12 protein-coding genes are annotated in these 16,505 nt (G+C 50.2%); 11 read left to right on the top strand and 1 reads right to left on the bottom strand.

Annotation, left to right across the window (positions count from 1 at the left end; translation table 11 throughout):
* Nucleotides 1–93: 93 nt before the first annotated feature.
* From ACX1DY_RS07135 to ACX1DY_RS07085, 11 genes are all read left to right on the top strand, one after another.
* Nucleotides 94–1,596 carry an alpha/beta hydrolase family protein gene (locus tag ACX1DY_RS07135; protein ID WP_458963506.1) on the top strand — a complete coding sequence of 501 codons (1,503 nt, stop codon included), beginning with the start codon at nucleotides 94–96 and terminating at the stop codon, nucleotides 1,594–1,596.
* A gap of 334 nt (nucleotides 1,597–1,930) precedes the next feature.
* The gene (locus tag ACX1DY_RS07130; protein ID WP_458963505.1) at nucleotides 1,931–2,905 is read left to right on the top strand and encodes an ABC transporter permease; all 975 of its coding nucleotides are present in this window, start codon (nucleotides 1,931–1,933) and stop codon (nucleotides 2,903–2,905) included.
* Between the two features lie 17 nt (nucleotides 2,906–2,922).
* Entirely contained in the window at nucleotides 2,923–3,804 is an 882-nt protein-coding gene (locus ACX1DY_RS07125) for a carbohydrate ABC transporter permease (protein WP_458963504.1), read from the top strand.
* Nucleotides 3,805–3,867: 63 nt separating this feature from the next.
* Nucleotides 3,868–5,469: an extracellular solute-binding protein gene (locus ACX1DY_RS07120; protein WP_458963503.1), complete on the top strand. Its 1,602-nt coding sequence runs from the start codon at nucleotides 3,868–3,870 to the stop codon at nucleotides 5,467–5,469.
* A 104-nt stretch (nucleotides 5,470–5,573) separates the two neighbouring features.
* Nucleotides 5,574–7,319 (top strand): sensor histidine kinase, encoded by a 1,746-nt coding sequence (locus ACX1DY_RS07115; protein WP_458963502.1) that lies wholly within the window; start codon nucleotides 5,574–5,576, stop codon nucleotides 7,317–7,319.
* Nucleotides 7,316–8,089 carry a response regulator transcription factor gene (locus ACX1DY_RS07110; protein ID WP_458963501.1) on the top strand — a complete coding sequence of 258 codons (774 nt, stop codon included), beginning with the start codon at nucleotides 7,316–7,318 and terminating at the stop codon, nucleotides 8,087–8,089. The genes ACX1DY_RS07115 and ACX1DY_RS07110 overlap by 4 nt, the downstream gene beginning before the upstream one ends.
* 128 nt (nucleotides 8,090–8,217) lie before the next feature.
* Nucleotides 8,218–9,945, top strand: coding sequence for an extracellular solute-binding protein (locus tag ACX1DY_RS07105; protein ID WP_458963500.1), 1,728 nt, complete (start codon nucleotides 8,218–8,220; stop codon nucleotides 9,943–9,945).
* 67 nt (nucleotides 9,946–10,012) lie between these two features.
* On the top strand, nucleotides 10,013–10,912 hold the full coding sequence (locus ACX1DY_RS07100; protein ID WP_458963499.1) for an ABC transporter permease: 900 nt from the start codon (nucleotides 10,013–10,015) through the stop codon (nucleotides 10,910–10,912).
* 55 nt (nucleotides 10,913–10,967) lie between these two features.
* Complete coding sequence (locus tag ACX1DY_RS07095) at nucleotides 10,968–11,846, top strand: carbohydrate ABC transporter permease (protein ID WP_458963909.1); 879 nt, start codon at nucleotides 10,968–10,970, stop codon at nucleotides 11,844–11,846.
* An 84-nt stretch (nucleotides 11,847–11,930) separates the two neighbouring features.
* The gene (locus ACX1DY_RS07090) at nucleotides 11,931–13,697 is read left to right on the top strand and encodes a sensor histidine kinase (RefSeq protein WP_458963498.1); all 1,767 of its coding nucleotides are present in this window, start codon (nucleotides 11,931–11,933) and stop codon (nucleotides 13,695–13,697) included.
* On the top strand, nucleotides 13,669–15,303 hold the full coding sequence (locus tag ACX1DY_RS07085; protein WP_458963497.1) for a response regulator transcription factor: 1,635 nt from the start codon (nucleotides 13,669–13,671) through the stop codon (nucleotides 15,301–15,303). Before ACX1DY_RS07090 ends, ACX1DY_RS07085 begins: the two co-directional genes overlap by 29 nt.
* Before the next feature lie 72 nt (nucleotides 15,304–15,375).
* On the opposite strand, the gene ACX1DY_RS07080 is transcribed toward ACX1DY_RS07085, so the two are convergent.
* Nucleotides 15,376–16,488, bottom strand: coding sequence for a glycosyl hydrolase family 8 (locus ACX1DY_RS07080; RefSeq protein ID WP_458963496.1), 1,113 nt, complete (start codon nucleotides 16,486–16,488; stop codon nucleotides 15,376–15,378).
* Nucleotides 16,489–16,505 lie beyond the last annotated feature (17 nt).

Raw genomic sequence — 16,505 nt, 5'->3', positions numbered from 1 at the left:
AGGCAATTGTAATCTAAATCAATAGTTTCAACCTATTTGCTCCTGTATATTAATCCTATCCATCGATGGGATTAGTTTTTAGGGGGAGTTGGCGTGAGGCTTTCTGAAATACTGCTATTCTTTTCAAGTGCTTGTTTGTTGGCGCTCCTGTTCATTTCTAATCAACGTATCCGAAGATCAGCTTTGCTCCTGACAAGCGGAGCCGGCTCTATTTTTTTAGTGATACATTTTCTTGTCGAAGGATACAGGGTTCAGCTTTTATTTTTATACGGATTTACGATCCTGATGCTTATGCTTTCGCTTATAGACGTTTTCATAACGCAGAAAGCCGTTCGGACGGTCCCGCGAATCCGTAGGGTGCTGGGTCGGCTTTTTATCGTGATTGGGCTAATCGCAACGGCGTGCTTCCTCTATGTGTTTCCCGTATTCAGCCTTCCGGCACCAACGGGTGAGCTGAAGGTAGGCACGCAAGTTTTTCATTTCATTGATCCAAACCGGGAGGAGACATTTGGAGAACCCGCGACAGGCAAGAGGGAATTGATGGTTCAGGTATGGTATCCGGCTCAAGCTGGCACCGGCAAGTACGCTCCCTTTATTCCCGATACCCGTATTTTACGTTATATGGCCGCGAACTATGGCCTTCCCGGGTTTACTTTTGGGCACCTGAAGTACGTATCCAGTCATGCTTATTCGGGAGCCGAAGTCTCTTCGGCACAGACTTCATACCCGCTGATCCTTGCGAATCCCGGCTACGGCTCTTCCAGGTTCCTCCACACGTCGCAAGCCGAGAATCTGGCGAGTCACGGTTATATCGTGGCAGTGATCGACCACACCTACAATACATTTGCAACCGAGTTTCCAGACGGTCGGATCACGACCAGCACAACCAACGACTTATTCTCGCCCGACCATGATTACCGGACGGAAAGCGGAAATCGCGACAAGCTCGGCAAAGTTTTAACGGGCGATGTGACGTTTGTGCTGGACCAATTCGAGCTCATCCAATCGGGGCAGATTCCAAGTGATCTGCAAGGGAGGATTGATCTCGGTCATGTCGGGGTGTTCGGTCATTCCATCGGCGGAGCGACGGCCTATGACGCTACTTACGATCCGCGAATCGCGGTTGGAATAGACCTTGATGGAGCGCTTTATCGGCTGCGTGACAGAGAGGGGCTGCGAAAGCCATTTTTGTTCATCAACTCGGAAAGTGAATTCGAAAAATTAAAAAGGGTGATGGATAACCGGGCCTACACGGATGCAGAGCTTAACCGTATGGGCTCAACAAGAGAGTGGATGGATCAAGTAACGGAAGATAAAAAGCTGGAGCTTGAACGGATGCGCGAAACGTTGGGCGAAGGGGGACAAGTCCTCTATATCGAAAATACGGAGCATTTGAATTTTACCGACGTACAGTTCATTTCTCCGATTTTCAAAAGGCTGGGCATTACAGGAAAGATTGCGCCCGAAAGAGCGAACTCCGTTATCAATGCTTATATGCTGGATTTCTTCGATATGTATCTGAAAAATCAAGGCGGAAGCTTAATGAAAGGACCGGATAGCCGCTTTCCGGAGGTGAAGTGGCTCTTGGGTGGATAAGAAGCTGGAGCGATTGGGTCAGCTACCCGGAAAATTCGATCGCGACGGGAGAAGAAGAACAGGCGTAAGACCGCGTCAGACGCGGGTTGGAGGGCTGTGACAGGTTGCTGGCGGGCAAGCTGTTGCGGTCCTTTTTGGGTTTCTCATTCAATTACTTGAACATGTGTTTCGCAACATGCGTGGTACAATTCGGACAGCGTCTCTGTCATGGGAGATCGTTACATCTATACTTCGAAGCGTATCCATATTTAAAAATGACAACGCTTTCTTAAGAATGTTGGCTTATGCCGGCGCTGTTCGGGAGAGTACACTACATATAGAAGGAGGGTCGCATATGCAACTGGAGACGCAGCTTAGTAGCCCGCAGACCGGCAGCGGCAGATTATGGAAGCGGTTCAAAAGACAAAAGATGCTTCATTTATTTGTCGGACTCGGTATGCTGTTCTTGGTGGTTTTTTCGTACACGCCTATGTTCGGGATCCTGATGGCGTTCAAAGACTACAGCATTTCAAGCGGCATTAAGGGGATTTTTACAAGTGATTGGGTGGGACTGAAGTATTTCAATGAATTCGTACACGATTATCAGTTCGGCAAGATTGTCCGCAATACACTGGTCCTGAGCTTTCTGAAGGTCATCTTCGCTTTTCCGGCGCCGATTCTGCTCGCCATTATGCTGAATGAAGTGAAGAACATGGCCTTCAAGCGGTTCGTTCAGACGGTCAGCTATCTACCGCATTTTATCTCCTGGGTCGTGGTGGTCGGTGTTTCCTATGCCTTTCTGTCCGCAGATGTCGGTGTGGTCAACAAAGCCCTGATGAGCCTCGGCTTCATCCACGAACCGCTCAATATTTTGACAAGCCCGAACTACTTTTGGGGACTTGCAGTCGGAAGCGCTGTCTGGAAGGAAATGGGTTGGTGGACAATCATTTTCCTGGCAGCCATTACCGGAATCAATCCGGCGCTGTACGAAGCGGCCGAGATCGACGGGGCAGGAAGACTTGCCCGCATTCGTCATATCACGCTGCCGGGGATGAAGGGAACCATCGTGGTGGTGCTGGTGTTGACGATCGGCAGTATTCTTGGAGGAGGACTGGTGGGCTCCAATTTCGAGCAGGCATACCTGTTCGGCAACAGCATCAATAATCCGACTTCGGAGATTGTGCAGACCTATGCGTTCAAGGTGGGGCTGAAGGACGGCCGGTTCTCTTACGCAGCGGCTATTGATTTAATACAGTCGGTTATTTCGGTAGTATTAATATTTTCCAGTAACTCTATCGCAAAACGGATGTCAGGCTCAAGTTTATTCTAGGGAAAGGAGGAAGAGCTGTGCTCAAGAGTCAAAGACAAAAGGATATGCTTTTTGACGGCTTTATTTATACCGTCCTTTTCATTATCATGCTAATTATGCTGTACCCGTTCTATTATGTTCTGATCGCCTCATTCAACAAAGGATCGGATTCTCTTCTGGGGGGCGTCTATCTCTGGCCGCGAAGCTTTACTCTGGAGAATTACAAAATGTTTTTGGACGATCCTAAGTGGTACCGTGCCTTCATAGTCACGGTTGTCCGGACGGTTTCGGGTACAGCATTGGGGCTGCTGCTGACAAGTCTGGTAGCTTACGGACTTTCGCACCGCGATCTGATGTTCAGCAAATTGTATTTTGCAATCATCATTTTTGCGATGTATTTCTCCGGCGGCCTGATCCCTTACTACGTAGTGCTGCGCTCGATCGGTCTGCTTAATTCGTTTGGCGTCTATATCATACCGTCGATGCTCAGCACGTTCTTCCTGCTCATTGCTATCTCGTTCTTCCGGGAAATTCCCGGCGAGCTGAAGGAATCCGCACACATTGACGGCGCGGGCGAATTCGTTATTTTCTTCCGGATTATCCTGCCGGTCTCGATGCCGCTTCTTGCCACAATGGCGCTGTTCATGGGTGTAGGCCAATGGAATTCTTGGCTGGACTCTGCGTATTTCGTCCAGTCGGAGAACCTGCGGACGCTTGCCTTCCGCATGATGGAGGTCATTAACAAGAGCAATACTCCGATGGATGCGATTGCTGCTGCCAACAGTGCTTCGGCAGGCGTTACCAGCTTCTCATTGCAGGTAACGGCGATGGTAGTCTCCATAGTACCGATCATCTGTGTGTATCCATTCCTGCAGAAGTATTTCGTGCATGGCATTATGCTTGGTTCTGTAAAGGGCTAAACAAGCAGCTTCAATATTAAAGCGCTTGCTTTAATATATTAAATTACAATGGGGGAGTTTTGTTTGAAAAAAATCAGAAGCTACAAGATGCTTGCGGCAGTATTGGCGGCTATCATGATGATCTCGCTCCTGTCAGCCTGCGGTAGCGGGGGACAGGGAAGCAAATCGAACAATGCAGCTCAAGGAGACAATGCCGGCAGCAAGGATAATACTGATGCAAAAGGGGATTCTAGCAAAGGACAAGTGAAGGAATTGTCGCTGTTCATCGACGCTCCCTGGTATCCGGTGAAAGAATGGAAAGGACCCGTTGCAGATAAAATCACCGAGAAAACAGGTATAAAGCTGAAGGTTACAGTCGCAACGGACGACAAGCAGCTTCCGCTGATGATTGCTTCCGGCGACCTCCCGGACCTTATTTTCACCTATTCGAACATAGACCGGCTGTCGGATTCGAAGCTGTCCTATCCATGGAATGAGCTGATCGAGAAATATGCGCCGGATTTCAAGATCGACAAGACGAGAATTGCGATCCATACTATGGACGACGGCAACTTCTACACGATTCGAAATTCCTTCGCCACTCAGGAGGAAATGGCGAAGAACAAATATTCGATCGGCAGCGACGGCCATCCGGGGATTGCCGTGCGGGAAGATATCATGAAAGAGCTGGGCAATCCGCCGATCAAATCGCTGGATGATTTTGTGAAAGTACTAGGTATGGTCAAGAAGAAATACCCGGATATGGTGCCGCTCATCATGGACAAAGACTGGCTGGAGCAATATTTCCTCCAACAGTTCGGCACAGGCGTCCTCCTGGATGGCTGGTATGAAGAGAATGGAAAAGTCGACTATTCCATTAGACAGCCCAAAATGCTGGAGTTCTTCAAGTTTATGAACAGTCTGTACCGCAACGGATACATTCTGGCAGAAAATTTCGCGCTGGCGAACGATCAGATTGATGACCAGTATGCGACCAACGGAAAAGCGTTTGCCCACAGCCATACGGTTGCCACAGCGGATACGGACAACATAAAAATCAAAAGCAGCGGAAGCGGCTCATTCACGTTCAAAATGCTGCCTAGCGCCTTGTCGAAAGATGCAAAGGTTGTAAGTTCGGGGCTCGGATTTGCGGGAACGTTCATCACCAAGAACAATAAAGACCCGGAAGCCTCGATCAAATTTCTTCAATATCTGGCAAGCGATGAGGGCAAGAAGCTGACAATGTTCGGCGTCGAAGGGGAGCATTGGACCTGGAACAAGGAAGGGCATCCGGATCTGAAATACAACCCTTCCGATGCGGATTTCGTTAACAGCAACGGCATCAAGTGGTGGTACCTGTACAACGACGGGGTTACGGAAGGCATGCTGTCCTATGTTCCCGGCTTACAGAAGACACAAGCCCTGATCGATACAAAAGCCATCACTGTTTATAAGCCGCAAATCGGCTTAATCCAGGCACAGCCCGATTCTGAGGAGAAGACGATTAAGACCAAGATTGACGAGATGGTCAAAAACGAGAAGGTGAAAATTTACCTTGCGAACTCCGAAGAGGAAGCAGTGGCAAATTACAACAGTATGGTTAAGAAAGCAGAGGATATGGGGCTGCAGAAGCTGGTAGATTGGGCCAACACAGTCTATGAGAAGAAGAAGGATTTGTTCAAGTAAGCAAGCCAAGGACAACCGGTAGAGGCGCCATGCCTCTACCGGATTTTGCTTGTTCATGGTACGTTTAGAAGTAATCAATCCGGGATTCAGGAGGATTCGTCGCCGTGAGCATCGTTCGTAAAATCACTTTGGGATATGTCATCCTGATTTTTATTCCAGTTGTCATATTCGGTTACTACTATTATTCACAAATCTACGGCAACCTGACCAATCAATTCGTCCAAAGCCGTCAAAAAATACTGGAGCAGGCACATGCCAATATGAAGATGGACCTGACCCGAATCGACTCCATCCAGCGTATGCTGCAATATAACCCGTATGTCACAGATTATCTGGACGGAGTGTATGATTCCGATTCGTACAGCATTTACACCTATAACCGTTATATCAGTCCGATTATCACTCAATCGCTGTTTATTAATCCGGAAATTGAGAGCTTTCGGATCTATAAAACCAAACAGCGGGTGCTTCCGATTACTGACCGGTTCCTGGATATCTCATCTCTGGATCCGCAGGGTCAGGAGGTCGCGCGCAGGCTGAAGCCCGGTCAGGGAATTTGGATGATATCCGATCCGGGGGCGGCGACACCTTCGCTTATGTTCTATCAGAACATCTACAACTCTAATTTTACCGAAAAAATTGGACTTCTTGAGCTGCGCGTCGGCAGCAGTCTAATTCGAAAGCTGTACGAGGCGGCCGGGGGAAGAGACAATTGGCAAGCCTTCCTGCTTCCCAAGCAGGGGGTACCGCCTGCGGAAGCCGCCCCGGCAGGAATTGACAAGGCAACCTGGAAGCAGCTCGGTTCAGATGATACCCGGCCCTATTTCATCAACAATAAAACAATTGTGAACCAGTTGTATATTGAGGAATTGGACGCCCGGGTCGTCGTGACCGGTAAGGTTGACGCTGTGTTTCGCACAATCAAGCGCAAGGAGATCATCCTGGTCTTTACCATCATCGCACTTCTGACGGTCTTGTCATTTGTTTATTATGCGCTCGCATCGACAATTACCAAGCGCATTCTGCTCCTTGCAAGACATATGCGCAATGTGGACGACGATAATATGAAGCAGTTTATCAGCAAGCACGATAAGCCGAACCGCCAGGATGAGATCGGATTTCTGACCTCGACCTACAATTCGATGATCAAGCGCATGGACGAACTGATCAACAACGTCCACCGGTCCGAGCTGCGGAATAAAGAAGCGGCGTATAAAGTGCTTCAGGCCCAGATCAAACCGCATTTTCTCTATAATACCCTTGAGACGATCCGGATGCTGGCTGAGTCCAATAATGACAAGGAAGTAGCGGATATTTCGTTCTGGTTCGGCAAGCTGATGCGTTACAGCCTGTCCTCGGAGGGAGACCGGACCGTTCTGGCCAGGGAAATCGAAACGGTCATTTTCTATCTGAATATTCATAAGATGCGGCTCCAGCACAGATTGACTTACGAGATTGACGTCGCCATGGATGTGGAGCAGATTGCTTGTCCAAGATTCATACTCCAGCCTCTGGTCGAGAACAGCATCGTTCACGGGGCGTCCGCTATACTCAGGCCCGTCCATATTAAGCTCCAAGTCCGGGAAACCGAAGATGAAATCCTCATCTCCATTACGGACAATGGAACAGGCATCCAGGAGGACAAGCTAATGGAAATACGCTCCCGGTTGGCAAAGGGGGGCGACAACAGAGCCGTCGCGGAGAACGAGGGAGGCGTGGGTCTGTTCAATGTCAGCGAACGGATCAAATCATTCTTCGGCGGCTCCTCGCAGCTGCTCATTGACAGCGGACCGGACCGGGGAACATGCCTGAGTATCATCATCGCAAAAGGAGGAACAGACCGGTTATGAGAGTATTGATTGTTGACGATGAGCCGCTTATCCTTAACGGATTGGTCAAGATTATCGGCGAAGCGGCTCCGCTCGGGACAGAGGTATTCAAGGCGAACAACGCTTTTGAGGCACTAGATCTCATGAAAGACTACATGCCGGATGTGACGGTTACGGATCTTCATATGCCGGAGAAAAATGGATTCGAGCTGATCAAGGAGGCCAGGGACAGCGGGCTGTGCGACCGTTTTATTATCCTTACAGGCTACGATGAATTCGAATATGTACGGAAGGCGCTCCGCACGGGAGTGGTGGACTATCTGCTGAAGCCGATCGACAAGAATGAGATTGCCGCTCTATTGGCGCGTATTGACCAGGAGCTTCCCTCCGAAGCTGATCCAGAGTGCTCAGGGCATGCCAAACGCATTCTGGCTTATACCAAAACCCATTATATGAACGATCTGTCCCTGGATCATCTTGCCGAATTGACGAATCTTCATCCTAACTATATCAGCAACCTGTTCAAGAAAGTGACGGGTGACACGTTTGTCAGTTATTTGAACGCATACCGCATCAAGGAAGCCCAGAAGCTGCTCAGGTCACAGCGTGAGCTATCCGTGAACTCCATCGGAAAGAAGGTTGGTTTCGAGAATAAGCACTATTTCACCAAGGTGTTCAAGAAGTACTCGGGCATTACGCCGGGCGTCTACCGCGAAGAGGGCGAAGCGGAGGGGAGTACCGATGACGACGGTATATCCGGCGGGTCGAACATGCCTGCAACGCCTGAGTGAAGCGCGGCGCTAGTTTTTGTCAACACGGGAGAAGTGAAGTAAAGATGTGAGCGTTGTTAATACCTGTTGGCTCCCCCATAATGAAAGCGTAATCAATAAGACAACTACAATTGAATTGGGGGTTGCACATGAGAACGGAAACAAAGAAAGGATCAGTATGGCTTAAGAGAACTTCAGTTTTGCTGCTGGCTTCCCTGCTGCTGTCCGCTTGCTCGGGAGGCGGCGAGTCCGAGAGCGGAAACAAGGAGGCGGCTTCAACGGATAATCCGGAGATAAGCTCAGCCGCAGACGAGAGTCCGCTCGGGAAATACGATCCGCCGATTGAAGTAACGTTCGTCCGGGACCTCAGCGATGTCGTGGAGAATAATGTGCTTGGAGTCTTGAAGGACGAAACCATAGACAACAACCGCTGGACTAAATTGTATGAAGATCAGCTTGGGATCAAGATCAAGTATAAGTGGGTTGTAAAGGGCAGCCAGACCTCTGACCAATACCTGCAGAAAATCAACGTAACGCTGGCTTCCGGCGATTTGCCGGATGTAACCCCGGTCAATGCCACGCAGCTCAAACAGCTGGCGGATTCGGACCAGATTGAGGATATGACGGAGCTGTATGAAAAGTACGCTTCCCCATTCACCAAAAAAGTGCTCTCGGGAGAAGGGAAAAGTGTTTTTGATGCGGCCACCTTCGACGGGAAGCTGATGGCGATTCCGAGCCTGGAATCTTCAATTGAGCGGTCGATGTACATCTGGATTCGTACGGATTGGCTGAAGAAGCTGGGGCTGCAGCCGCCCAAAACGATGGCAGACGTCCTTGCCATATCTGAAGCCTTTGTGGAGAAGGACCCGGATGGGAACGGCAAGAAGGATACATTCGGTCTTGGAATTACCAAAGATTTATGGGGCGGAGCGATGGGGCTGGAAGGCTTTATGGCCGGATACAATGCCTATCCGAATATTTGGCTGGACGATGGCTCAGGCAAACTCGTGTATGGCAGTATTCAGCCTGAAGTGAGAAAGGCGCTCCAGGTGCTGCAGGATATGGCCAAAAAAGGACAGCTCGACCAGGAATTCGGGGTTAAGGACGGAGGCAAGGTCTCCGAGCTGATCTCCGCAGGGAAGATCGGGATGGAGTATGGCGAGCAATGGAACTCCATCTGGCCGCTCCAGCTCAACCGCAACAATGATCCTAATGCGCAGTGGCAGGCATTCCCGATTGTCTCGGAATCGGGGGAAACCCCTAAGGTGCCGCTTAAATTCAGCACTACCCGTTTCTTCGCCGTCAAAAAGGGTACTGCCCACCCGGAAGCGGTAATCAAATTGTTCAATATGCATTTGGAGAAGAACTGGGGCGAGACTGCTGAATTCGGCAAGTACTTTGCACCGCCGGAAGCGGAAAGTGTATGGCAGCTATCGCCGGTTACGCCATATCCGGTTACGAAAAATGTAGACGCTTTCCGGGAGATTGACGCTGCCCGCAAGGCCGGTGATTTCTCCAAGCTGACGGGAGAAGCAAAGACGATTCAGGAAAAGCTTGAGTCTTATGCGTCAGGCTCGACGGAAGGCTTCGCGCTGTGGGGCTGGGAGCGGATTTATGGAGAGCAAGGGTCCATGGGCATAGCCGACCAGTACATTAAGAACGACCAGTTCCTGCTCGAGAAATTCGTCGGTGCTCCGACTCCGACAATGGTGGAGCGCAAAACAACGCTTGAAAAGCAGCAGAACGAGATGTTCGTCAAGATCATTTTAGGAGAGCCCATCGAAAAATTCGACCAGTTTGTGAAGGATTGGCAGAAGCTGGGCGGAGATCAAATTACGCAAGAGGTCAACGAATGGTACGCATCGACTAAGAAATGATCTGACTTGGAGGAAGAAATCACTTGTTCTTCCTCCATTCCATCTTGCTTGCATTTGGAGGATAAAGATGAGAGCGAAACTGCTAAAGGAATTGCCGCTTCATTTGATGCTTTTGCCGGGACTGGTGCTGATCTTCTTATTTTCGTACATTCCGATGGCCGGGGTCATGATTGCCTTCCAGAAGTTTATTCCTGCCAAGGGCTTGTTCGGTGACCAGAAATGGGTTGGCTGGGATAACTTTGAATATGTGATGAATTTGCCGAATTTCACGCAAGTGCTGTGGAATACGCTGTTTATTTCGAGTCTCAAGCTTATTCTGGGTCTGATTATTCCAATCGTGTTCGCCGTGCTTTTGAACGAGCTCAAGAACAATGTAGTCAAACGGTCCGTTCAAACAGCGATCTATTTACCGTATTTTTTATCCTGGGTCGTGCTTGGCGGCATCTTGATTGATATTCTTTCGCCTTCCGGGGGAATTGTAAATGAAGTTCTCGGATGGTTCGGAGTTTCTAAGATTTTCTTCCTCGGTGACAATGACTGGTTTCCCTTTACGCTGATCGTTTCGGATATTTGGAAGAACTTTGGCTACGGGACGATTGTGTACCTGGCAGCAATCACCGGAATAGATCCGGGGTTATATGAAGCGGCTACCATCGACGGCGCCAGCCGTTGGCGTAAAACCTGGCATATCACCATTCCGGGGATACGCATGGTAATTGTGCTTCTGTCGGTACTCAGCCTGGGGCAATTGCTGAATGCCGGGTTCGATCAGGTGTTCAATTTATATAGTCCGCAGGTATACGAAAGCGGCGATATCTTGGACACATTTGTGTACCGGATCGGTCTGCTGGATGCGCAGTACGGGGTGGCAACCGCAGTCGGTTTCTTTAAATCGGTGATATCACTTACTTTGATTTCAAGTTCGTATTTGCTGGCCTACCGGTTCGCAAAATATCGGATCTTTTAGAGGAGGGAGAACCTTGGAGCAACGGTTGGCGCCCAATCAGGCAAAACTAACTCCTATCCGGAAAAGAAAACGCCTTGACTGGGTTTCTGTGGTTAATGCCGTATTTCTGATCCTGGTTTCATTGCTGTGCATATTGCCTTTGATTCATATCATAGCCGTTTCATTCAGTTCAAGCGCGGCAGCTTCGGCGGGATACGTAAGGCTATGGCCTGTAGAATTCACGCTGGCCTCCTATAAGTATACGATGAGCCGCAATGAATTTTGGCAATCTATGCTCGTTTCCCTGACGCGGATCGGCATCGGAACCCCGCTTAATCTGCTCTTGACCATTATGGTCGCTTACCCGTTATCGAAGGAAGCCCATGCCCTCCGGTTTCGGAGCGTGTATGCCTGGGCGTTTTTTGTTACGATGCTGTTCAACGGAGGGCTTATCCCCTGGTATACGACTATAAAAGAGTACGGTTTGCTCGATTCGATCTGGGCGCTTGTCCTGCCCGGCGCGGTTCCTGTGTTCAGCGTTGTCCTGCTGCTTAACTTCTTCCGGGAGATTCCGAAGGAGCTTGAAGAAGCGGCCCTCATAGACGGAGCAGGCCACTGGAGGACGGTGTGGTCTATCTTTGTGCCGATCTCGAAGCCCGCGCTCGCTACGCTTGCCTTGTTTTCGATGGTCGAGCACTGGAACAGCTGGTTCGATGGATTGCTGCTTATGGGAAATCCATCCAATTATCCGCTGCAAAGCTATATTCAGACGATTGTAATCCAGCAGAATCTGTCGAACATGTCGCGGGACGCGATGCTCAACCTGGCGCTTATTTCGGACCGGACGTTAAAATCATCCCAGATCTTTCTCGGTTCGCTTCCGATCATCCTGGCTTATCCGTTTTTGCAGAAATATTTCGTGAAAGGCATCGTACTTGGCAGCGTGAAAGGGTGACCGCGGGACAGGTTCAAATTGAATCTGTCTGTCTCCGCGAATTCGGGATATAATTGAGAGAAAATACTCTTGGAGGCACTGCCATTGTTTTTCCAAAAGGATTTTTCGCTGCGGAACACGATATTTCTACGATTGATTGTGACCTTCCTTCTGATTATGCTGCCTATCCTGTTATTTGCAGTTTATCTGTACAATTGGATTGTGCAGACGGCAAGCGCGGACATTATGAGGTCTGCCAATGCTCAAACCGCATTCTATCTGAACGATATGGAAAATGAGATCGAGCGCATGAAATTGCTGCAGTACAGCCTTCTGGAGGACGAATACCTGAACAAGCTGGCACTGACCTGGGAGACGCTGGCGACGATTGAGCGCACAGAGAACCTGAATTCGCTGATGAACCGGCTGTTCACTGTTCAAAACAGCAGTACGTACATTAAGGATGTAAGAGTTCATATCTTGACCATCGGCAGAACGATTTCGGCCTTAGGCGGAGTACGGGAATTTGAATCCGAACGCTTCCGTGAAATCCGCTCCGTCTTCGGGGAACGCGGTTCCCAGGTTATTGAGTGGAACGGCGGGCTGTTCCTTGGCGCCATGAAGCAGAGGGGATTAAAGGGAGCAGAGCCATTGTTCACGGTGGAGATCGAGCTGGATCCCCAGAAGCTTCAAGTGGCGCTTGGACAATTCAATACGTATCCCGGCAGCGGCACGCTGCTGCTGTCGGATAGCGCTAGCGTTGCCTTGTCCAGCGTGACCGGGAGGCTGGCGCAGGTTGACCAGTCGTTGTACAACCGGCAGCTTCGTTTGATTCCTCCGGGCGACAGGCTGAAGATAGCCGGGGATCAGTATTATATTGTCCAGGCAGGCTCTTCGGATTTGGGCTTGACCATTTATCGAATTATACCGGAGGGGGTTATTAAGACCCCATTAAGCAAGTTTTATACGTGGGCCTGGGTGTTTGTTGTGGCCGCACTTGCCATCATCATTGCTTTTGCGCTGTCCACCTACAAGTATATTCATAAGCCCATGCTGACACTGGTGAAGGGCTTCAGAAGAATGGAGCAAGGCGATCTGGATATTCATATCGCGCATAAGTCCAATGATGAGTTCCGTTATTTGTACAGCCGCTTCAATCAGATGGTGGAGAATTTACACTCCTTGATCGACCAGGTATACAAGCAGAAAATTATGGCCCAAAGAGCGGAGCTCAAGCAGCTTCAATCGCAAATCAACCCGCATTTCTTATATAACAGCTTCTTTATTCTTAATACAATGGCAAAGACGGGCGACACGGAACGGATCGAACAGCTTACAACGCTTCTCGGCGAGTATTTTCAATTTGTGACCCGAAATGCTTCCGATCTGGTGACAATGGAACAGGAAATTCATCATGCGAGAATGTATACAGAAATTCAGGCGATGCGTTTCTCCAGGCGGATTCAGGTCCAGTTCGCTCCACTGACGGATGAGCTGAGGACGGTGCTTGTTCCCCGGTTGATTGTTCAGCCCATCATTGAAAACGCGTTCAAGCATAGTCTTGAGAAAAAAGTCATGAATGGCCTGATCGTTGTCCGCTTTGAACAGGAGGGTCCCGAAATCCGCATCATCGTTGAAGACAACGGCGACCGGTTGACGGATGAAGCCTTGAAGCAAATGAAGAAGACCTTTGACGTATATCAGGAGCAGGCCGAGACGACGGGGATGGTGAACATTCACCGGCGGATTCGCATTACATTCGGGGAGAAAAGCGGCCTTAAGGCCGACTGGAGCGAGCTCGGCGGACTTAAGGTAACCATCCTTCTTTTGGCTGGAGGTGACGATGCTGGTGTACAGGATGCTTATCGTTGACGATGAAGAAATTATCACGGATGGCCTGGCAGTTATTTTTGGCAAAATGGACCTCGATCTGGATATTTATAAAGCGTACTCCGGTCAAGAAGCGCTGAGCCTGCTGGGCCGGACGAGAGTGGATATTGTCTTGTCCGATATCTGTATGCCCGGAATTGACGGGCTGGAGCTGATGGAAAACATCCGCCGGAGCTGGCCCCAGTGTAAAATGGTTTTTTTGACAGGCCACAGTGACTTTAATTATGTCTATCAGGCGATTCAAGCTCCGGGCGTTCAATATGTGCTGAAGAACGAGGGGTACCCGAAGCTGATTGAGGCCGTGAAGCGTGCTTTGAAGGAATTGGATGACACGATGCGGGTGAACCATTTGATCCGCCAATCGAAAGAGCAGCTGGATACGCTTGAGACATTGGCCCAAGGGGACTATTTCCGCCATCTTATCCACAGTGTCAAATTCGGGCAGGATGTGGAGGAGGATTTCAGGCAATTGCGCATACCGCTGGATGCGTCTATGCCCGTTTTGATAGCACTCGGCAGCTTGTCTTATCCGGAGTCCTCCCAATCGTATGCTGACCGCCAGGAGACGGCGCTTGCGGTTAAGTATCTGTCGGAAAAGCTGCTGAAGGAGAGGACAGTCAGTCTCGGGGTAATTGACCGGTACGGCGACCTGATCTGGCTAATACAGCCCGACTGGCAAAAATATGCGGAAAAGACGGACGCCTTCGAACAAATGGTCATGTTTCTGGAAGGGACATTCGAGCTGATTCAGCAAGCATGTCTGGAGTCACTGAATATAATGGTTGCCGTTACACTGAGCGTAGAAGAGTCCGCCTGGACCGCGCTCCCCTTTTTTTACGACAAGACAAGACAATTCCAGCATTACCGGGTTGGTGATGGAAACCGGATGGTGCAGAAGGTGCTTCCGGCGGAGGCGGTAATGCCTGATTCCGTCCGTGACCGGTCTTTGCGCGACAAGTCCGAGACCTTGACCGCACATTTGGAGGCGGGAAGAAAACATGAGTTTTGCAGGCTTTTTGACGAGATGGTCGAGCCGGCCGGTCATGAATCGGAGAGGGGCAGCCCTTACCTGACGGAGCTGTATTTCACCCTTGCACTGATGCTCATGTCTTATATCAACAGATGGGAACCCGATGAACAGATAGGTGCGCACGGTCTAACGCAATTGGAGGAGCACCGTTCGTGGGAAGAAGCCTTTGACTTCTTGAAGGACACGGCAAAACTCCTCTTTTCCGTCAGGAAAAGCGGGGAGCAAAAGCGAGCGGCCGGCGCTATCGACAAGGTATGCTCCTATATTGAAGAGAATATCACTCAAGATCTATCGCTGGTCCGATTGGCGGATGTGATCCACTTCAATCCCTCCTATCTGTCCCGTCTGTTCAAGCAGGAACGGGGCATCAATCTCTCAGAGTATATTGAAGAGATGCGAATCCGCCAGGCTAAAGCACTGCTGAAAAGAGAGGAACTGAAGGTGGCGGAGGTCGGCTCGTTAATCGGATATGTTACGCCGCAATCATTCACCCGATTTTTTAAAAAATGGACCGGAATCACACCGCAGGAATACCGGACCGATGCGCAAAGCAGTTAAAAGAAAATCGCTCCTCTGGGGATGGATGGCAGTGCCTCCACCATATCCAAAGGAGCGATTTGTGGTGTCCATTTATGAATAAATCCGGTAGTTTCCGCTTAGGGCCAGCATGCTGAAGAAGTATAAGCAGTTATCGTAATACCGGCGGACCCCGGTGCGCAGCGGCGTATTCCAGAACAGCCTGACGAAATGGCCGGCATCCGGCCCATCGGCAGCGAGCGAGGCCATGGCCAGCGTTGCCAGAAGGCCGACCGGATGCAGGGACGGCTCCTCAAAAGGCTGGCCGTCAATGGTGTAGCGCCGGTAATCGGCGACATCAATGTCCCGGAAGAAGGCCTGAATCCGGTTGGACTGCCCCACCTGCCAAGGGTCGCAGCCGAACCATTCATAGTCCAGCCCGATATTGGCTGCGACCCGGTAGGCATCGCTGAAGAAGTGGCGGAAATCTCCATGCGGCTGGGGTTCGGCCGGGGTTCCGTCATAGTTGGCATATTCGGGGGAAAGGCCGGTTTCCGGATGGCAAGCCTTTTGCAGATAGGCTCTGCTTCGGGTTGCGGCTTCTTTCCAGAAGGCTCTGTCCTGTTCATCCGCCTCCAGGGCAAATAATTCATAGAAATGCGGCAGATGGTAGGAGGGATCACTGAAGGGGGTTTCAGGAACGAATTTAATCAGCTTGGTTGCCGGGTCCCACATCGGATCGCCTTCACCGTTCTCCCCCTTGTGTACACAGGCGCGGAGAATGATTCTGGCCTGCTCGGAATAGTTGAACGGTTCGGTGCCGTCGCCCCAGCGCTTCGCGGCAAAGAACAGCGCCATTGCGAAAAATTCTTCCCCGTCCGGTGCCGGACCTGGCGACAGCCTTGTCCCGTCCAGCTTGCAGTGCCAGGCAAAATAATCCTTGTAACGTCCTTCCGTATGCTGCATGTATACCTTGGCGAACTTCCAGAGACGGTCGAATTCTTCCTTCTTGTCCATTTGGACAGCCATCATCATCCCGTAGGACATGCCCTCAGTACGCACATCTGTATTGCCGGTATCCACGATGTACCCCTTATCGTCACCCATAGGGTGGTAGATTCGCACATCGGGCGCGCCGTAGAACAATTCGTTCCAGGTGTCGTCAAGCCTTTGCCGGATCGCCTCTTCGGACATTCCGTTCTCCAGGAACAGGTTTCTGTATTCCATAACAATCCTCCAGTAGA

The sequence above is a fragment of the Paenibacillus sp. BAC0078 genome, from assembly GCF_054483875.1.
The sequence above is the reverse complement of the archived record's forward strand: the minus strand, read 5'-3'. Positions and strand labels throughout refer to the sequence as shown.